The 18651-nt window shown below is 62.6% G+C and carries 15 protein-coding genes; 5 read left to right on the top strand and 10 right to left on the bottom strand.

The genetic code is table 11. The features are described 5' to 3' along the window. Positions 1-48: 48 nt before the first annotated feature. The 4 genes from fliF to fliP are packed head-to-tail and all read left to right on the top strand — an operon-like array spanning position 49 to position 3309. Entirely contained in the window at positions 49-1689 is a 1641-nt protein-coding gene (gene fliF / locus AAFO92_RS01005) for a flagellar basal-body MS-ring/collar protein FliF (protein WP_347532583.1), read from the top strand. Further along, a complete protein-coding gene (locus AAFO92_RS01000; RefSeq protein WP_347532582.1) occupies positions 1689-2276 on the top strand; it encodes a flagellar biosynthesis protein in 588 nt (195 codons plus the stop codon). Before fliF ends, AAFO92_RS01000 begins: the two co-directional genes overlap by 1 nt. Then, on the top strand, positions 2276-2572 hold the full coding sequence (locus AAFO92_RS00995) for a FliM/FliN family flagellar motor C-terminal domain-containing protein (protein WP_347532581.1): 297 nt from the start codon (positions 2276-2278) through the stop codon (positions 2570-2572). Before AAFO92_RS01000 ends, AAFO92_RS00995 begins: the two co-directional genes overlap by 1 nt. After that, on the top strand, positions 2569-3309 hold the full coding sequence (fliP, locus tag AAFO92_RS00990; protein WP_347532580.1) for a flagellar type III secretion system pore protein FliP: 741 nt from the start codon (positions 2569-2571) through the stop codon (positions 3307-3309). Before AAFO92_RS00995 ends, fliP begins: the two co-directional genes overlap by 4 nt. A 446-nt stretch (positions 3310-3755) precedes the next feature. Here fliP and AAFO92_RS00985 read toward each other — a convergent pair whose 3' ends face one another. From AAFO92_RS00985 to AAFO92_RS00945, 9 genes are all read right to left on the bottom strand, one after another. Next, positions 3756-4868 carry a flagellar basal body P-ring protein FlgI gene (locus AAFO92_RS00985; protein ID WP_347532578.1) on the bottom strand — a complete coding sequence of 371 codons (1113 nt, stop codon included), beginning with the start codon at positions 4866-4868 and terminating at the stop codon, positions 3756-3758. Next, positions 4865-5875: a flagellin gene (locus AAFO92_RS00980; protein ID WP_347532576.1), complete on the bottom strand. Its 1011-nt coding sequence runs from the start codon at positions 5873-5875 to the stop codon at positions 4865-4867. Before AAFO92_RS00980 ends, AAFO92_RS00985 begins: the two co-directional genes overlap by 4 nt. Positions 5876-5878: 3 nt before the next feature. Further along, positions 5879-7333, bottom strand: coding sequence for a flagellar hook-associated protein FlgK (gene flgK, locus AAFO92_RS00975; RefSeq protein ID WP_347532575.1), 1455 nt, complete (start codon positions 7331-7333; stop codon positions 5879-5881). 51 nt (positions 7334-7384) lie between these two features. Then, a complete protein-coding gene (locus AAFO92_RS00970) occupies positions 7385-8680 on the bottom strand; it encodes a flagellar hook-basal body complex protein (RefSeq protein WP_347532573.1) in 1296 nt (431 codons plus the stop codon). A gap of 97 nt (positions 8681-8777) precedes the next feature. After that, positions 8778-9626 carry a flagellar motor protein MotB gene (locus AAFO92_RS00965; RefSeq protein WP_347532572.1) on the bottom strand — a complete coding sequence of 283 codons (849 nt, stop codon included), beginning with the start codon at positions 9624-9626 and terminating at the stop codon, positions 8778-8780. A gap of 83 nt (positions 9627-9709) precedes the next feature. Then, positions 9710-11032: an aspartate aminotransferase family protein gene (locus AAFO92_RS00960; RefSeq protein ID WP_347532570.1), complete on the bottom strand. Its 1323-nt coding sequence runs from the start codon at positions 11030-11032 to the stop codon at positions 9710-9712. Between the two features lie 20 nt (positions 11033-11052). Beyond that, positions 11053-13455: an FAD-dependent oxidoreductase gene (locus AAFO92_RS00955; RefSeq protein WP_347532569.1), complete on the bottom strand. Its 2403-nt coding sequence runs from the start codon at positions 13453-13455 to the stop codon at positions 11053-11055. Next, positions 13452-15842: an FAD-dependent oxidoreductase gene (locus tag AAFO92_RS00950; RefSeq protein ID WP_347532568.1), complete on the bottom strand. Its 2391-nt coding sequence runs from the start codon at positions 15840-15842 to the stop codon at positions 13452-13454. Before AAFO92_RS00950 ends, AAFO92_RS00955 begins: the two co-directional genes overlap by 4 nt. Then, positions 15842-17362 carry a trimethylamine methyltransferase family protein gene (locus AAFO92_RS00945; protein WP_347532566.1) on the bottom strand — a complete coding sequence of 507 codons (1521 nt, stop codon included), beginning with the start codon at positions 17360-17362 and terminating at the stop codon, positions 15842-15844. Before AAFO92_RS00945 ends, AAFO92_RS00950 begins: the two co-directional genes overlap by 1 nt. 106 nt (positions 17363-17468) lie before the next feature. Here AAFO92_RS00945 and AAFO92_RS00940 point away from each other — a divergent pair, with 106 nt between their 5' ends. Continuing rightward, positions 17469-18434 (top strand): LysR family transcriptional regulator, encoded by a 966-nt coding sequence (locus AAFO92_RS00940; protein ID WP_347532565.1) that lies wholly within the window; start codon positions 17469-17471, stop codon positions 18432-18434. A 10-nt stretch (positions 18435-18444) separates the two neighbouring features. Here the strand turns inward: AAFO92_RS00940 and AAFO92_RS00935 are convergent, their stop codons facing one another. Next, positions 18445-18627 carry a hypothetical protein gene (locus tag AAFO92_RS00935; RefSeq protein ID WP_347532564.1) on the bottom strand — a complete coding sequence of 61 codons (183 nt, stop codon included), beginning with the start codon at positions 18625-18627 and terminating at the stop codon, positions 18445-18447. Positions 18628-18651: the final 24 nt, after the last annotated feature.

The following is an 18651-nucleotide window of genomic DNA, read 5'->3' as shown; positions in this document are numbered from 1 at the left end:
CATGACGACACCGTTCGGCAGAAAGCCGTGGATCAGGAGGCAAAGAAATTGCAGCAGATCGTGAATATCTGGTCAGCTATGGACATACAGCGTCGCGTGATTGTTGTTGTCGCGACACTCGCCATGTTTGGTGCCGTACTCTCTCTGACGCGCATGGCGTCCGCTCCCAGCCTGACATTGCTGTATTCCGGCCTGGAAAACGGTGCGGCGGGCGATGTGGTGACTGCGCTTGAACAGCGCGGTGTTGCTTATGATGTCAGAGGCGGGTCAATTTTCGTGGAAGCGGCCCGTCGGGACGAATTGCGCATGACGCTGGCAAGCGAAGGGTTACCCGCGAACTCCAGCAAAGGCTATGAGTTGCTGGACAATCTCTCGGGTTTCGGCACCACCTCCCAGATGTTCGACGCAGCGTATTGGCGCGCCAAGGAAGGCGAGCTTGCCCGCACGATCGTGTCGCATCCCGCTGTTACTTCCGCGCGGGTGCATATCGCCAATATCGGCACGAACCCGTTTCAAAGGAATACCCGGCCATCGGCGTCGGTCTCGGTCACGACGACCGGCGGCGGCATCTCGGCCAAACATGCGCGGGCGCTGAAATTCCTGGTGGCAGCTGCGGTTACCGGCCTGACACCCGAAGAAGTGTCCGTGATCGACGGTTCCGGTAACCTGGTCGGTGCTGCGGAAGAAGCCCCCGAAAACACGTCAGAAGACCGCGCCGACGCCATGCGGCAGCGCGTTCAGAGGCTGCTTGAGGCGCGCGTCGGTCCCGGCAATGCGGTCGTTGAAATCAGCGTCGACACGGTCACTCAAACCGAATCCATTCGCCAACGCGAGATTGATCCGCAGAGCCGTGTTGCCATCAGCACGGATACCGAGGAACGGTCCAATTCCGCCTCGGATCAGGGTGGCGGCGATGTGACCGTCGCGTCCAATCTGCCGGACGGTGACGCCGCGGGTGGTGATTCGTCTTCCAGCCAGACAAGCGAAACGCGCGAACGCGTAAATTACGAAGTGTCCGCGACCGAGCGGGAAATCACCAACGTTCCCGGCGCCATCAAGCGAGTCACGGTTGCCGTGCTGGTTAATGGCACCACCGGCGTCGACGATACCGGTGCCCAGGTGTACCAGCCGCGATCAGATGAAGAACTGAGCGCGCTGCGCGAGCTGGTCTCTTCGGCGGTCGGATTCGATGAGGCCCGCGGGGACGTCATCACCCTCAAGACCATGCAGTTCGAAACGATCGCGCCCGCCGGAACAGTATCCGAGCCGTCCATGTTTGCCAGCCTCGGGCTGGATGTCATGTCGATCATCCAGGCCGTGGTGCTGGGCATCGTCGCCATCGTGCTCGGTCTCTTCGTCGTCCGGCCCCTGCTGAGCAAGCCGCCGGCCGCTGCCGGGCAATTGTCCGCGCCGGAACCCGCCATTCCCGCGCCGTCATCGGCTGAGTCGGCGGATGCTGTCCAGGCCCTCACCGGTGAGATTGCCGAGGACAATTTCGACGGTGCAGACATTCCCGTCATTTCCGGCGGCGGCGCTGATTCCGCAAATGCAGGAGAGGTGTTGCCCGCACTGGGCACCGGGGATCCAGTGGACCCGGTCGAACGTCTGCGCGGCCTGATCGGCGAACGGCAGGAAGAAACGGTCGAGATCCTGCGCAGCTGGCTTGAAGGCGAAGAGGAGAATGCTTGATGTCTATCTCGCACCTTCTGGAGGATTACAGCGATTTCAAACCCGGATCACCGGTCGCGTTGACGGATGTCAGCCTCGAAGAACAGCGGCTCGAAGCATTCGAAAGCGGGTACCAGGCCGGGTGGGACGATTGCGTCAAGGCGCAGTCCAAGAATTCGACGCATGTTTCAGCAGATCTTTCTCAGAGCCTGCGTGAACTCTCGTTCACCTACCAGGAAGCCTATGCAGGCATACTTGAATCGCTTGAACCCTTGTTGCGCGGGATGGTCGATGCCGTCTTGCCGCACGCGGCCCAGGCAACTCTCGGATCCCGGATTTCGGAGATGCTGTTTGAGCTGGCCAAAGAACATGGCCAGCAGCCTGTCCAGATCGTGACGGCGCCATCGAACAGTGCGGCGGTCGAGGAACTGCTGAGCTCTGATTTGCCCCTACCGGTGACGGTCGAAAACGAGCCTTCGCTCGGAGACGGTCAGGTCACTCTCCGGATTGGCAACGCTGAACGCGAAATCAACCTGTCAGAGGTTCTGGCCGAAATTGATCGGGCGGTAACCGGCTTTTTTGAAGAGAATGAAAAGGATGTTGCATAATGGATGATGCGTCTACACCGGCCCGGCCCACAGCGGAACTGACAAACCCGTTTTCCGCGGTCCCGATTGAAATCACCATCTCGGTCGGCAAGGCGCGACCCTTGATCCGCGACCTGCTGAAGCTGGGCAAGGACGCGGTATTGCCTTTGGACAAACGGGTCGATGACGCGGTGGAACTCTATGTCGGAGAGCGCCTCATCGCGCGTGGCGAACTGGAAGAACTTGAAGGAGATCAGCAAGGACAACTGGCCGTCCGCCTGACCGAAGTCGCCGACTTGCAAGACGGGCTGGGATGAGCCGGCGTTTATTCTTCATTCTGGGTCTCGGCACTCTCGCCCTGTTTCTTTTCTCGGATCGGGCGGCGGCGCAGGAACTGTCGATCTCCCTGGGAGACGACGGGTCGCTGTCAGCCCGGACGTTGCAGCTGATCGCGCTGATCACGGTTCTGAGCCTGGCTCCCGGATTGGCGATCATGATCACCTGCTTTCCGTTTATCGTGACCGTTCTGTCGATCCTGCGTCAGGGCATCGGGTTGCAACAGTCACCGCCCAACATGCTGATCGTCAGCCTGGCACTGTTCCTGACCTATTTCGTAATGGAGCCGGTATTCAATGCGGCCTGGGTCGAAGGGATCGCGCCGCTCCTGAACGAGACGATCCCGGTGGAAACGGCGATTGACAGGGCATTGGGCCCATTTCGGACCTTCATGGCGGCACGGGTTGACGCCGAAACGTTTTCATCCATGGCGGCGCTGAGGCCGGACGCCGCCAGCATTCAGGCGGGGCCGGACGCACCGTTGTCGGTACTTGTACCTAGTTTTCTGCTCTCCGAGATCTCACGTGCTTTCCAGATCGGATTTTTGGTATTCCTTCCGTTTCTCATCATCGATCTGGTCGTGGCGGCCGTCTTGATGTCCATGGGGATGATGATGGTTCCGCCAGCAATCGTCTCTTTGCCTTTCAAACTGGCGTTCTTCGTGATCGCGGATGGCTGGCGGCTGATCGCCGATAGCCTGGTTCGCGGGTATTTCTGACTTTGGCCTTCACCTGACAGGCCGCGCCGAAGCGGCAATCTACGATCTGCGATCTGCGATCTTTTTGGGCGGGTAAGTGCGGGATATCAACATGATACCCCAAGGAACCGCCTCTCGGTTGCTCGCACGGCAGCGATCCGCTCGAACCGCGGGTAGCGGGTAGCGGTCCAGCTTGAACTCATCTGCTAAACCGGAACATCGCGGCCGCAAAGCGCCTGGCGGAGGATGTGCATCGTCGCAATTGCGGGCCCGTAGGGGAAGGCTGGTTTATCTGTCGCTATCTGCCATCCGCCACGAACGACAGTGAAAACAGATATGTGGGCAAGTTGACCTGCTGAACATAGGTCAAGTTTCGTGCCGTCGGCCTATTGGATGTGCGCCACGTAGGCGAGCCGATGTCCACCGCCGACTGACCAAATGACGATGCTGGCCTACCTGATGCTACCTCATCTCACGACAAATTCAGCATGCAGAGCACCAGCCGCCTTGATGCTTTTCAGGATGTCGATCATGTCCCTGGGGGAAACGCCAAGCGCATTGAGGCCGGCGATGACCTCCGACAGTGAGGTGCCTTCGGTAACCTCCGCGAGGCCCGTGCCGGGCTCTTCCTCGATTACGGCATTCGTGCGCGGAACGACAATGGTTTCCCCGTCGGCAAACGGGTTGGGTTGCACGACGATCGGTGTTTCCTCTACCCGAAGAGTCAGGTTCCCCTGGGACACGGCCACGCGCGAAATGCGAACATCCTCACCCATGACAATCGTACCCGAACGTTGATCGACAACGACCCGGGCCTTTCTTTCGGGCTCGACCAGAATGTTCTCGATCCTCCCCAGGGCATGGGCGGGGGAACGGGCCTGTGTACGGTCAATGTCCAGGCGCACGGTACCGGAATCGAGCATGATTGCGACAGGGCGGCCGAACGAGGCGTTGATCGCGGCCTCGATCCGCGCCGCGGTCGTGAAATCGGGTTCCCGAAGGGCCAGCCGCATCGTGTCCAGCGACGCAAAGTCGAAGTCGATCTCTCGTTCCACGCGGGCGCCCGCAGGGATAACACCCGAGGTGGGTACGCCCTGAACCACGCCGCCGGCCTCGCCTTCGGCCGCAACGCCACCGGCGACAATCGTGCCCTGTGCAACGGCGTAGATCTGACCATCGGCGGCGTTGAGGGGCGTCATGACCAACGTGCCGCCCAACAGGCTCTTTGCGTCACCGATCGCCGACACGGTTACGTCTATCTGACCGCCCGCGCGCGCAAAGGGTGGCAGGCTCGCGGTCACGAACACCGCGGCCACGTTCTTTGGGCGAAACTGCTCTCCAGTGATGTTGACACCAAGGCGCTCAAGGATGTTCGACATGATCTCTTCGGTGAAGGGCGCATTCCGGATGCCGTCGCCTGTACCGTTCAGGCCGACAACAAGACCGTAACCGACCAGGTCGTTGCCACGAACACCATCGAATTCAACCAGGTCCTTGAGGCGAATCGGGCCTGCTGATGCGGGTGCGGCCAGTGCAAGGACGGCAATGAAGCGGATCAGGATACCGAGGATTTGTTTCATGACAGGAAATTCACCAGGCTAAAGCGCGATGCCCGCGCGGTCAGGGTATAAAGCGTTTCAAGCTGAATCTGGACGCTCTCCAACTCGGTCGCTGTTTGAAACTTGTCGACCGACACCAGGCCGTTTCGGGCAAATTGCAGGCTGCTGACTTCTGAGGCAATTCGCGTTGAGGCTTGCTCGATCCTTTGTTGCGCGAAACCGAGCTTGGACCTGATGCCGATCACTTCATCTTGCGATGTGATCAACCTTTCGCCCGATTGCTGAGCCAGCTGGATTCGCTCCGCATCGTTGAGCGCAATCGCCGTGTCATCCACCAGCGCCGCCATCACGGTGTTTTTCAGAGCGTTGCGGATGGCGGGGTCATCGGCCCGTAGATCCAGCCTGACAGATTCGCCTTCGCCCAACTGGAATGGCGAAAGAAACGTTGTTCCGCCCTGATAAATCAGGGTCTCGAACCCGCCGCCCGGCGTATCGAAAAAGTTGTCCAGCACGGTGATCACATCCGATGCGGTTGTCGCCCCGGCCGCGGCTATGCGCACCTCGGCCAGCAGGGTTTCGGCGGAGGCCAGGGGCGTCGCTTCGATATCGGTACCACTGAACAGCGAACGCCCGCCAATCTCGGTGTTCATCGCAGAGACGATGGTTTCAAGTACACCGCGGCCTTCAAATGCGATCGTGTCGAGCGTAACGCCCCCGGTGGTCGTATTGGCGATGACAGCGGTTTCGCCCAGATCCGCGGTGCGGGACTGAACCGTCTCAAGCGCGGCCTGCATGACCGTGGTCGCCGTACCGGCGTCATTTGCAGCATAGCGGTAGCTTTGCAGCACAACCAGATCATGCTCGATATCGCTGAGATGACCGAAATTGCCAGACAGCTGGCGGGTCAGATCCGCTGCCCGTCCGCTGGCCAGTTCTTCTGTCAGGCGCGCCATCTGCTGTTTCAGCTGGACGTTTTGTTGACGCAGTTTGAAGGTTTGCGCCAGGTCACCGATGGATTGCAGTTTCATGAGTTATATCCTCAGCAGGGCTTGCATCATTTCGTCGATTGTCTGGATCATCCGCGCATTCGCGGCGTAACTCTGTTCGACCAGAAGCAGGCGCTGCATTTCGGCATCCGTATCGACGCCATTCTGCAGTTCAAGGCTGACCAACTCGCTTTGGCGTGCTGCGGCAAAACTGATGTCCTGTTCCAGCGTCAGCCGGTCCTGCCCGATGCGCGACGTGAAACTGGCCGAATGGCCGGCAAGCGAGCGTGATGTCACCCCGAGATTGCCCGACGCGAGCGAGCCGCTCTGAGCGAGCGCCTGCTGCCAATCCTGCAGCAGAGCCCCGTTGCCTGCCGGGCCCGGCGTGGCCGCCCCCAATCCGTCCCGCAACTTCCAAAGATCACCGCCATTTTCGGGATCCACCGCGGAGTTCACCGCGATGCGACCCGCGATGCCAACTTCATTCACCGGATCGAACAACGCACCGCCATCGGTGAACAGGCCCGGATCGCCGGGTGCCCGGGTCGCGTCCAGGCCGGTGGCCTGAAACCGTTCGATCAGGTCGCGTGCGAGGGCGTCGACCTGGGTATTGGCATCCACGCCCAGCTCATCGCGAATTTCGAAAAGCGCAGAGAGCCTGCCCCCGGCGATCGGGCTGTTTGGCCCCGAAGGCGGCACACTGATGCCGTTGATGGTGAGACCAGAGACGAGGCCCGCCCCCAATGTCATATGCGGTGCGACGATGTTTGTCGCCGCGAAATCGAGCGTGGCGGCCGAGCCGTCCAACAGGATCGCCCCGCCAGGTGTGAAAAGCGCGACCGCTCCGTTGTCACGGGGGACCTGTCGAACGGGGACGTATTGTGCCAGTTGATCGATTGCCAGCTGCCGCTGGTCCTGCAGCGCCGCGATGGAGTTGCCCCCCTTGGCGGCTGTCGTGATCTGCGCGTTGAGAGATTGAATCTGGCTGAGTGTCGTGTTGACCGCATTCACGGTCAATTCGATGTCGCTATCCGCGTTGGTACGGCGGGTCTGGATTTCAGCCGAGATCGCGTTCAGCGTATCCGCCAGCTCGCCCGCCCGCAGAACGGCGGCCTGCAGCCATTCCGTGGCTTCGGGCTTGCTGGCGGCGGCGACCAGGCTTGCGTCAAAGGCCGCGATCCGCGCCGAAAGAGACGACCCCTCATCCGGGTGGCCGACAATTCGTTCCAGCTGAGCCACGAATTCCGCGCGGGTTTCGCCATTGGCGACCTGAGCATCCGACAGCCGCCGATCACCCAGAATGGCCTGATCGACGTTGCGTGTGATGCCGACAACCGACACACCCCCGCGGTTACCGCTTGATTGTGACACCTGTTCCAGGGCGCGAAGGCCATAGCCCGGGGTCAGGGCGTTGGCCAGGTTGGACGAAACCACGCCGGCCGCGCGTGCACTTGCGTTCAATCCGCTGACGGCGTTCGACAGGGCGCTTGAGATACTCATACTCGAACCTCTTGTTTAACTGGTGTGCGACCGGCGCGAACGCCGCAAAGATCAGCGTTTGATATTCGTGGTTTCCTGCAGCATTTCATCGACTGTCTGGATGACCTTGGCATTCGACGAATAGGCACGCTGGGTCTGAATCATGTCGGTCAGTTCGCCAGCCACGTCCGTGGCGGATTCCTCACGGGCGAAGGCGACGATATCACCTGTTGGACCGTCGCCGGCATTCCACAGGAAGAACGTGCCGCTTTCGGGTGATGGAATATAAGTCTGCTGATCCAGCGCGAACATGCCGTTGGGGTTGGGCACATCGACCAGGGGCACCTGATAGATGACACGGGTGACGCCGGTATCGAACGAGGCCCGGACAAAGCCGTTTTCGTCAACCTGCGCCGAGGTCATGTTCCCCACGGGCGATCCGTCCTTTGAAATCGACAGCGGTGCAAAGCTGTCCGAGAGCTGGGTCAGGCCGTCCGTCGCGCCAAGTTCACCGATATTTATTTCCATCGGCCCGCCATCCACATTGACGACAAAGCTGCCCGTTACCGGGTCATATGCACCACCCGATACGGTCGCCACGCTCAGAAGCGTCCCGCCCGAGGTGCGCGAATCGTCAAATGTCAGGGTGTATTCCCCGATTGTTGCGCCGCCCTGCGCGGAATCGGTCAAGGTCATTGTCCATTCATTGGACGTCCCCGTGGCGGGTACCGTCGGCGTGAAACTCACCGAAATGTTTTCGGATTTACCCAGATTGTCGAAATACTCGACGGACAGCAGTTGCGACGCACCCGCGGCGCCAGCCTCGGTTTCGGTGGCCGGCAGGTTCACGCCCATGTTGATTTGCGTCGTCGGTTCGCCGGTCAGCTGGTTCACGTTGATCTGAACCGGCTCCAGCCCGTCGGCGGTATCGCGGGGAAAGGAGGGAATCGTACCGTCCGGATTGGCCGGCCATCCCAGCAGAACCAGGCCGGATTTCGTCACCAGGCGCCCCTCGGCATCGGTGCGAAAGGAACCTGTTGTGGTCAGCTGCATCTGCGTATTGCCTGCGTCAACCTGGCTGGCGCGCGCAACGGGCAACATCCCGCGCCCGCGAACTGCCAGGTCGGTGGGGTTCGAGGTGGACACGATCGAACCGCGTTCATCCACCAGGCGTTGCGTGGTCGATCGAACCCCGCCAGCGGAATAGTTGCCACCGTTCGACGAGATGACAAGCGACTGAAAATCCGCTTCAACCCGCTTGTAGCCGTATGTGGCGGAATTCGAGATATTGTCCGAAATGGCTGCAAGCCGGGTTGCATTCGCGCCAAGACCCGCGACACCGGCATTCAACGAAGAAGAAATTGTCATGGATACGCCTTTCTGCTGCACCAACTGATTTCGGGGTACAGATGTAAGGCCGTCCGTTTAACAGCGTGCTAACAAATAAAATGCGCTGTATTTCCACTTATTTGTCGGACCTGAGAAAGATCACCTCCAGCCGGTTGTTCCGAATCGCCATCGGGTTGCTGAGCGCCGGTTCGCGGTCGGCATGGCCGGTCACGCGCTGCATCTGTGCTGCCGGCACCTGCGCACCCTGCAACATCAGGCGAACGCGGTTGGCGCGCGCCGTGGACAGATCCCAGACGGGGTTGGTCGCCAATGTGATCGGTTCGGACCGTGTATGGCCTTCGACCGCGATACCGTTTTCGACGATCCTGCCGGCAGAGCCCAGCAAGTCGGCCAGATCCCGCATGACCTGACTCGGTTCATCCGTGCCTTTTGCAAACAAGGGCGCGTTCTCCAGGTCGAAAATCTCCACCACCAGCCCCTCGTCGGTCACGCGGGTCACGATGTGGCGTTTCAAAGCTTCGGACACGGTGCTTTCGCCGGCACGGCCCAGCAACGTGTCTTCGAGCTTCTTGAACGCCGCCGCATCCTTTTCGTTGCCATCCGCGCCCTTGTCGGACACACCCATCTGCCCGCGGGATTCCCTGGATTCAGTGGTGCGGTAGCTGGTCGCGCCAGTCCCGTTTTGCGGCAACGTATCTTCGGCAAACACGCTTTCACCGCCGAAATCACCTTCACCGCCGCCGGAAACCCGGCTGATCGGAATCGACGGGCTGAAATAGTCAGCCAGACCCTTGCGTTGTTTCTCAGTTGTCGCGTTCAGCAGCCACATCAACAGGAAAAAGGCCATCATCGCCGTCACGAAGTCGGCATAGGCAACCTTCCAGGCACCGCCATGATGCCCATCGCCGCCGACGACCTTTTTCTTCTTGATGATGACTGGCGCCACATTTGCCTGCGCGCTCATTCTCACCACCTATATTACTCACCCGGGAAAAGCTCTAGCAGATCATGTGTTACGGCACGCTTAACAGCTCAATTTGTCGGGATTTATCGCACCGCTTCGGCAAAAGCGCGGTCCAGTCCTTCGGCAACCCGGTCGACGTCCTCCAGGCTCAGGCACATCGGCGGTACCATCCTGAGGCAGGACTGAAAAGCGCCGGATTTCGACAGGATCAGCCCGCTTTTCCGCGTGGCCTCGAAGACCGCCGCGGTGATGCCGGGATCGGGTTCCTTGGTGGCGCGGTCCCTGACCATTTCGATGGCCAGCATCAGCCCGCGGCCACGGACATCTCCGATCGGCAAGTGACGTGATTGCAGATCTTTCAGCCGTTCCAGCAGCGCCGCACCGACCGCGCGGGCATTTCCCATCACATCATCCTCGCGGATCACCTGCAGCACGGCCCTTCCCGCCGCGCAGCTGGTCGGGTTGGCGCCGTAGGTATGGAACATGAACTTCTCGGCCATGGGCGCGGCGATTTCGGCGCGGGTCACCACGGCGCCAAGGGGAAAGCCATTGCCGATCCCCTTGGCCATCACAACGATGTCGGGGACAACCCCGTCGGCCTCGAAACCCCACATGTGATCGCCAGTGCGGCCAAAACCTGATTGCACCTCATCCGCGATATAGAGCCCGCCTGACGCACGCACCCGCTCGGCCGCGCCGGAAAGGTAGCCCGCGGGCATCTCGATGATGCCGCCATAGCCCTGCACGCTTTCGACGATGATCCCGGCCACGCGGCCAGAGGTTTCGAATGTCAGGGCGCGGTCAATCTCGTCCAGGTAGGGCGCCGCGCCCGCGTTCTCGCCGAAAATGCCGCGATACTGGTTGGGTTCGGGCACGAAGGCCACGTTGCCGGGCATGCCCGGATGCCGCCATCCGCTGATCCCGGTCACCGATTGGGCCGCCGCGGTCGGCCCATGATAGGCGGATCTGAGCGCCAGCATGTCCAGGTTGCCGGTATAGGTCCGTGCCATGGTCAGGGCCAGGTCAACCGCCTCGGCGCCCGAGTTGGTGAAATGCACCACCCAGTCATGCCCCGCGGGCATCGTCGCGGCCAGTTCCTGCGCCAGATGCGCGGGCGTAGGGTGGTAGAACATGGTTGTGCAATGGGTCAGTTCCTGCGCCTGGGCGGTGGCCGCCGCCACGACAGTAGGATGCGCATGGCCGACCGAGATGCAGACATTCATCCCCAGAAGGTCGATATATTTGCGCCCCTCGGCATCCCAGAGATATTGCATCGCCCCTTTCCTGAAGATCATCGGTTCGGTGAAGGGCACGAATTTGCGCTGGCTGGCGGCGTAGTGGGTGTCGCGCAGCTGCGCGATTTCGTCGATCTGCCAGGAGGTATGCAGGGGCGGGTGAGTGGTCATGCGATTGGTTCCTTGTCGGGTCACGCCCTGAGGCGCAGGTTTTCGGGATCAAAGGGTGGCGTGGGCAGAATATCCGCACGATACCGCTGCCCAAGGATTTCAACGCTGAGATCGCCTGTCAAAGGCGGCGCGCGCAACAGCGCCAGCGCCAGTTGCTTGCCGGTTCTGTGGCCGAAACCGCCAGAGGTGACGATGCCGATGACGCGCAGACCTTGATACACGGGATGCGCGTAGAAGGGATCGACCGCGCCGCCCCGGATCTCCAGCAGGACCGAGCGCCACTGACTTGCCCGGTCTCGGGCGGTCATCACCGCGCGCCCGGTAAAGTCGCGCCCGTCGGCCTGCACCAGATGCCCGACACCGCATTCGCGCGGCGTGCGTTCGGTCGTCAGGTCGGCGCCCCAGGCGCGGTAGCCCTTTTCCAGCCGCATGGCGTTGGCGGCGAACGCCCCGTAATACCCGACACCCCATGCCTCACCGGCTTTTTCCAGCGCCAGGAAAACCGCGCGCGCGGCAGCGTTGGGCAGGTGCAGCTCCCACCCCAATTCCCCGAGGTAAGAGACCCGAAGCGCGCGAACCTGGTGGCCGGCGATGTCGATGTCACGGGCGCAGAGCCAGCGAAAGCTCTCACCCAGATCGGTCAGACCCGCCAGAAGGTCGCGCGCGTGAGGCCCCATTACGCCGATCACCGCCAAAGCGTCCGTCTGGTTGGTGATCGTCACGTCATGACCGCCCGCACGAGCCTGCAAGAGGTCCAGATCCATCTCTTCCGCCGCGGCGGCGGAGGTCAGGTAGACATGGCTGTCCGACAAGATCGTTACGGTGAATTCCGACAGGACTCCGCCTGCCGGCGTCAGCGCATGGATCAGCCCGATCCGCCCGGTCGCCGGCGCCCGGTTCGCGCCTAGCGTATCGGCGAACGCGCGCGCGTCCGGCCCGGTGACGTCGAACTTGGAGAAGACCGACAGATCGGCAAGGGCCACGGCATTGGTCACGGTTTCGACCTCGTGCGCAACCGCGTCGAACCAGTTTGCCCGGCGAAAACTGTGTATCGCGGTATCGCCCTGACGGTCCGAGAACCAGTTCGGTCGCTCCCACCCATGCGCCGCCCCCATCACCGCGCCGCGCTCCAGCATCAGGTCATGCAAGGGCGACAGCCGCTTGCGCCGGGCGGCCGGCCGCTCTTCGAAAGGATAGTGAACGCCGAATTGCAGGCCGAAACATTCAACCGCCTTGTCAATGCGATAGCTACGGTCGGCCCATGCACCGAACCGGCGGCTATCCACCGCAAGCGCGTCCATTGGCGGGGCGCCGTGAGTCATCCAGTGGGCCAGGAACCAGCCCGCGCCGCCGCCCTCCATTACGCCCATGCTGGAGCCGGTCAGCAGCCAGGCATTTTCCAGCCCGTGGGCGGGACCGATCAGGGGATTGGCATCGGGGGTGAAGGTGATCGGCCCGTTCACGACCGTCTTGACGCCACCATGGCCGAGCGCCGGGATACGCGCCATCGCAGCCTCGATGATATGTTCGACGCGGTCGAGATCGGCTGGCATCAGGTCGGCGCCAAACCCGGGCGGCACACCATCAACGGACCAGACCTGCGCCTGTTTCTCGTATGGGCCCAGGATCAGCCCGTCACGTTCCTGCCGGACGTACCAGCTTTCTTCAGGGTCGCGGATGATCGGCAGCTCTGGCAGGTGGGCCGATTGCCGGCCGGCGATTTCGGGAATCCTGTCCGTGACCAGGTATTGATGCAGCACCGGCACCGACGGGATGTTCAGCGCCATCATCCGCCCGATTTCCCAACCCCAGGTGCCGGCGGCGTTGACGATATGCTGCGCGCTGATCACCCCCTTTGCAGTCTCGACCACCCAATGCCCGGCCTCGCGCCGGATCGCCTGCACCGGATTGAACCGCTGGATGGCGGCGCCGCCCTTCTGGGCCATTTGCGCCATCGCGTTGGTGGCAAGGGTCGGGTCGACATGGCCGTCATCGGGCTCGAAGATGCCCCCCAACAACCCGTCAAGCTGTGCCAGCGGGTGCAGTTCGGCAATACGCTCGGGCGTGAGGATTTCAAGCGGATAGCCGGTGAAATCCGACAATCCCTTCACATGACGAAACTCGTCCATCCGGTCGGGGTTTCGGGTGATCCGCATCGCGCCCGTCAGATGAAAGCCGCAGCTCTGCCCGGTCTCTTGCGGCAGGACATCCCGGTAAAGACGCACCGAGGTCGCGCGCAGCTCCTGGATCGTGGCGTTATGGGCGAAATGGGTGCAAAGCCCCGCCGCGTGCCAGGTGGAACCATGTGTCAGGTCGTTCTTCTCGACCAGCACCACGTCGGTCCATCCCGCCTTGGTCAGGTGATAGAGCAGCGAAACGCCCATCGCCCCGCCGCCGATGATCAGGGCCTGAACCCGGTTCATGCGCGCATCCTTTCTCCCTTGGGATCGAACGGCGCTTCGGTCAGCACCCATGCTGGATGGCGCTGCCCCGCCACCTCGATCTCGAACCGGCGTTGTGCGGTCTCGGTCCGGGTCGCGTCAGGGGCGGTCCGGATCAGCCCGAAGCACAGGTTCTTGCCCGTCCGTGCCCCCCGCGCCCCCGAGGTGGTCAGACCGACCACGCGCTTGCCTTCCCATATCGGTTCATCATGCAGCAGCAGGGCCGCGCCGCCCACCTCGAACAGGTAAAGGCGCCGGGTCAGGGCCTCGCGTTGCGCCAGCAGCGCCGCCTTGCCGTGAAAATCCTTGCGCCAGTCGATGGTGAAATCCAGCCCGGCCTCCAGCGGCGTGACCTCGGGCCCGATATCGTGGCCCCAATGCATGAAACCTTTCTCGATCCGGCAGGCATCGACCGCGTAATGGCCCATCGGCTGCGCCCCGGCCGCAGACAGCGCGTCAAAGACCCGTCCTGCCTCCGGCGCGGCGATTCCCAGCTCCCATCCACGTTCGCCCACGAAACTCAGGCGCGTTGCGGTGCAGGCAACCCCGGCAATCCGGATGTCGCGGCAGGTCGCGAAGGGAAATTCCGCGAAATCATCAGGGGACAGCCTGGTCAGCAGATCGCGCGCGCCGGCTCCCATGACGCCGATCACCGCCTCGCTTTCCGTCACATCCGTGATTGCCACGTCATGACCAACGCCGGAACGCCGCAGCAAGGCTGCGTCCCGCCAACGTGTCGCCGCACCAGATGTCAGGCGAAAGTGATCCCGCCCCCGCCGCGTGACAGTCACGTCGGCCTCGATACCGCCGCGGGCATTCAGCAGTTGCGCATAGACGGCCCTGCCGACCGGCACATCCATCTGCGCGCAGGCGATGTGGTTCAGAAAACCCGTGGCCCCCGGGCCGCGGATGTCGAACTTGGCAAAGGGCGACAGATCAACCAGGACCGCGCCGGATTGCATATGTGCGGCCTCGCGTTCGACGATGGGTTGCCAGGGCTGCGCGGCGACCGAATAGGGCAAAGCCCGTTCCACCGCGCCCTTGTCGTACCAGAGCCCGCGCTCCCATCCGGCGGTCAGCCCGAACACCGCGCCCTGCGCCGCCCAGCGACCGTGCAGCGCGGAACATCGCAGCCCGCGCCCGGCCTGCGGCTGCTTGTAGGGCCAGTGCATCGCCATCAGATCCGCAACCGCCTCCTGCATCCGTGCGCGCATGTGCTCGGGCGTCGCCGCTGCCGGATCGGCCCGGGCGATATCGACCTCCCACAGGTCCATCGGCGCGACACCGTCCACCATCCAGTCGGCCAGCGCGCGCCCGATCCCGGCCGAGGACATCACGCCAACGGAATTCATCCCCGTCGCGACAAAGACGTTATCCGCCGCCGGCGCCGCGCCGATCAGTGGCCGCGTATCATGGGTGAAGCTTTCGGGGCCGTTCATGAAATGCTGGATGCCCGTGGTCTGCAGGACCGGGCAAAGATCCAGCGCTGCCTGCATGAACGGCGTGAACTGCTCCCAATCCTCGGGCAGTTCCAGAAACGGGCGGCTGCCTTCGGGTCCGAAAGCATCCCAGCATTTGGCATCCGGCTCGAAGCCGCCGATGACCAGCCTGCCCGCATCGCCCTTGAGATAGATGCCGGTATCCATGTCGCGGATCACCGGCATCGGGGTGGGTAGGTCGGGGATGGGATCGGTGACGATGTACATGTGCTCGACCGCCTGCAGGGGCAGCGCGATCCCCAGCTTCTCGGCCAGCGGTTTCGACCAGGCCCCGGCGCAAATCGCCACCTGATCCGCTTCGATCACGGTGCCGTCGATCAGCCTGACACCGGTGGCTTTCTGTCCCGCACTCGTGATCTCTGCAACGTCCACGCCTTCGCGGATCTCGACGCCACGTGCCTTGGCCGCACGGGCATAGGCCATGCACAGGTCGACCGGATTCACATTTGCATCCTCGGCCACATGCATCGCCCCGGCATGGGCGCTGAGGTCCAGCAGCGGCAGATCAACCTGATCTGCGCGCATGACCTTGGGGGTCAGCCCCAGATGCCGCCCCAGGGCCGCGATGCGGTGCAGCTCATCCATCCGCTCGGGCCGCCGCGCAAGCCAATACCCGCCGGTGCGGCGATAGCCCGTGGACAGGCCGGTTTCATCCTCGAGGTGCGGGAACAACTCGGTCGCATACATCGCCAGCCGGGTCATGTTCGGCGTCGCCCGCAGCGGCCCGACGATGCCCGCCGCGTGCCAACTGGTGCCGCTGGTCAGCTGATTACGCTCCAGGACCAGCAGGTCGGCGGCTCCGCGTTTCGCCAGATGATAGGCAAGGCTCAGCCCGATGACGCCGCCGCCGATGATGATCGTGCGGCCCATCAGAAATAATCCCTGTCCGGTGTTTCCGCCTTTCGGCGCGCGATGTAGTCCTGCAATTCTTCGTCCGTCGCCGGATCAAGCCCCGGATCAACGTAGCTCTCCAGCCGTTCCTTCCAGAGTCTGTTGGCCCGCTGCGCCGTGTCCAGACCGCCGCCCGCCGCCCATTGTTCAAAGGAATCGTTGTCGGGGGTTTCAGGCCGAAAGAGTGCGGTCAGAAAATTCGCCTGCGTATGGTCGGACCCCAGAAAATGTGCACCGGGCCCTGTACTGGCAATCGCCGACATGGCCTGGGCGTTTTCGCTCAGGTCGATGCCATCGAAAAACCGGCAGAGCTTGCCGCAGAGATCGGCGTCGATCACGGTCTTCTCGAACCCGGTGACAAGTCCGCCTTCCAGCCAGCCGGTTGCGTGGTTGATGACATTGGCACCGGCGAACAGTGCCATCATCAGCCCCCAGGTGCCTTCTTGCTGGCTCTGCGCATCCGGCAGCTTCGACGCCGACAGTGCCCCCACCGTATGCAGCGGCACGTCCAGCCGGCGCGCAAGCTGCCCCGCCGCCAGTACCATCTGCCCGGCCTCGGGTGTACCAAAGGTCGGGGCGCCCGATTGCATCGACATGGTCGAGGCGAACGACCCCATCAGGCAGGGTGTGCCGGGATTTATCAGTTGCGTCAGCGTCATCGCCGCCATGGTTTCGGCCAGGACCTGCGCCAGGGTTCCCGCCACGGTGCAGGGGCTCATCGCGCCGGTCAGCACCCAGGGCGTGCAGGCCACCGGCTGCCCGGCGCGCGCATTGACCTTGAGCGAGCCCGACATGTGCGCATCCATCACCAGCGGCGCATTGGTGTTCGACACGCAGTAAAGCACCGGGTTCTCGGCCACATATTCCGCACCAAAGACGATCCGCGCGATCTCCAGGGCGTGGGTCGCGCGCTCTTCGCCGATGAACGCCCCCATGAAGCAACGGTCCGACCACCGGATATGGGCATAGAGCATGTCGAGATGACGCTTGTTGGCGGGCAGGTCGACCGGCTCGCACACGACACCGCCAGAATGGTGCAGCCAGGGAATGGTGTGATGCAGACGGACAAGCTGGATAAAATCCTGGTAGGTGGCGTAGCGCCTGCCGCGGTCCAGATCATGCACGAAGGGCGGCCCCCAGGACGGGCAGAGGACCGACGCGCTGCCGCCGATCTGCACCGTGTTTGCGGGGTTGCGCGCGTGTTGACGAAACGTCGACGGTGCGGTGTCGGTTATCATGCGGCGGCAGAAACCGGGGGCGAAGCGCACCCGTTCACCGTCAACTTCGCAGCCCGCATCGCGAAAGATCTGCAGAATTTCAGGGTCGTCGCGGAATTCCATGCCAGTCTGGTGCAGGATCTGATCGGCATTGCGTTCGATCAGGCAAAGCCCCTCTTCGCTGAGGATATTGAGCGTACCCAGGCGGCGATCAATATAGGGCACGCGGGGCGCGCCGCCCCGTGGTCCTTTGCGCTGTCTTTTTGATCCGGGTCTGGGCACGCGGTTTCCTTTCGCTGACCGCAGGCTAGTCACAAGGCTCTTGCGCAATCAATTCGCCCGATACAGCATTAGGAAAATTAATAGTAGCCAGCCCCGGACCGCTAATATGCCTCCACGCACCCTCTCTGACAGCAACCTGTTCAAGGCGATCGAGGTTTTCGTCGCGGTGGCGGAGACCGGCCAGATGACCGCGGCGGCGCAACTTCTGGGCATCACGCAATCGGCGGCCTCTCAGCAGATCGCGACGCTGGAACGAATGTTCGGGGCGCAATTGCTGGATCGTTCGGTGCGCCCCGTTCGCCTGACTCAGGTGGGCGGTCTGCTGCATCGCCACGCCACCGAGATTCTGAACGCGGTCGAGGATCTTACCACCCGAATGCGCCATAGTGGGCCGAACCCGATCAGCGTGTTGCGTATCGGCATCCTGGCCTCGATCGCCACCACGTTGACGCCATTGCTCGTCGCCTCGGCGCAGAACGAGTTCCGGGTTCAGGATGTGTCGATCCATGCCGGGCTGAGCCGTGACCATGAGACGCTGCTGCGAACCCGCCGGGCGGATATCGCCATCACGTCCGATCCGTTCTACGATATGGACGGGCTGGAACGGCATCCGGTTCTGCAGGAACGCTACCTGCTGGTGCTGCCCAGGGGCTACGCCGGGCCACGTGACGATCTGCACACCATACTCGAGCGTATGCCGCTGGTGCGCTTTGCCGACACAACCAGCGTGGGCCGCCAGATCGAGCAGCACCTGCGCCGCCTCAAGCTGCGCGCGCCGAAGGTCGTTCAGACGGATCGTTCAAGCATGGTGACGGCCTGCGTGGCCAACGGTGTCGGTGTGACCTTTCTGACCCCGACCTTGCTGATCGACGGGTTTGCCGAGCAGATGGCGCTGGATGTTTCGCCGATGCCCGTGGCGGGCATGACACGTTCGATCACGGTGCTGGCGCGCGAAGACGAACTGGGGGCCCTGCCTGCGCGGTTTGCCGATATGGCCAGAACGGAACTGGTCCGCCGGATTGCGGACTGTATCGGACCGGTCGGCCAGCAAGCGGTAACAGAGGTTCCGTAGTGGCGGAAAGCTAGTGCTTGACAGAATCGCGATTGCGGCGCAGCGTCGCGGCAGGACAAAGCGAGAGTTCCGCGATATGGCCCCCAAGGTCAACGATCACCGCGACGGTCGTCGCGCCGTAGGGTTCGCACTGGTCGTCTAGGCCGGTGATCCGATCATCGCGCGCCGGCGCAGCGCGCACCCTGCGTTTCATCGCGACACACGACGCTTTTCACCG

Source organism: Roseovarius sp. CAU 1744, assembly GCF_039839345.1.
In the GTDB taxonomy this organism is placed as follows: Bacteria; Pseudomonadota; Alphaproteobacteria; order Rhodobacterales; family Rhodobacteraceae; genus Roseovarius.
The sequence above is the reverse complement of the archived record's forward strand: the minus strand, read 5'-3'. Positions and strand labels throughout refer to the sequence as shown.

Coding starts and splice junctions, on each gene's coding strand:
- AAFO92_RS01000 (WP_347532582.1), top strand. CDS start 1,689: ATGTCTATCTCGCACCTTCTGGAGGATTACAGCGATTTCAAACCCGGA.
- AAFO92_RS00995 (WP_347532581.1), top strand. CDS start 2,276: ATGGATGATGCGTCTACACCGGCCCGGCCCACAGCGGAACTGACAAAC.
- fliP (WP_347532580.1), top strand. CDS start 2,569: ATGAGCCGGCGTTTATTCTTCATTCTGGGTCTCGGCACTCTCGCCCTG.
- AAFO92_RS00985 (WP_347532578.1), bottom strand. CDS start 4,868: ATGAAACAAATCCTCGGTATCCTGATCCGCTTCATTGCCGTCCTTGCA.
- AAFO92_RS00980 (WP_347532576.1), bottom strand. CDS start 5,875: ATGAAACTGCAATCCATCGGTGACCTGGCGCAAACCTTCAAACTGCGT.
- flgK (WP_347532575.1), bottom strand. CDS start 7,333: ATGAGTATCTCAAGCGCCCTGTCGAACGCCGTCAGCGGATTGAACGCA.
- AAFO92_RS00970 (WP_347532573.1), bottom strand. CDS start 8,680: ATGACAATTTCTTCTTCGTTGAATGCCGGTGTCGCGGGTCTTGGCGCG.
- AAFO92_RS00965 (WP_347532572.1), bottom strand. CDS start 9,626: ATGAGCGCGCAGGCAAATGTGGCGCCAGTCATCATCAAGAAGAAAAAG.
- AAFO92_RS00960 (WP_347532570.1), bottom strand. CDS start 11,032: ATGACCACTCACCCGCCCCTGCATACCTCCTGGCAGATCGACGAAATC.
- AAFO92_RS00955 (WP_347532569.1), bottom strand. CDS start 13,455: ATGAACCGGGTTCAGGCCCTGATCATCGGCGGCGGGGCGATGGGCGTT.
- AAFO92_RS00950 (WP_347532568.1), bottom strand. CDS start 15,842: ATGGGCCGCACGATCATCATCGGCGGCGGCGTCATCGGGCTGAGCCTT.
- AAFO92_RS00940 (WP_347532565.1), top strand. CDS start 17,469: ATGCCTCCACGCACCCTCTCTGACAGCAACCTGTTCAAGGCGATCGAG.
- AAFO92_RS00935 (WP_347532564.1), bottom strand. CDS start 18,627: ATGAAACGCAGGGTGCGCGCTGCGCCGGCGCGCGATGATCGGATCACC.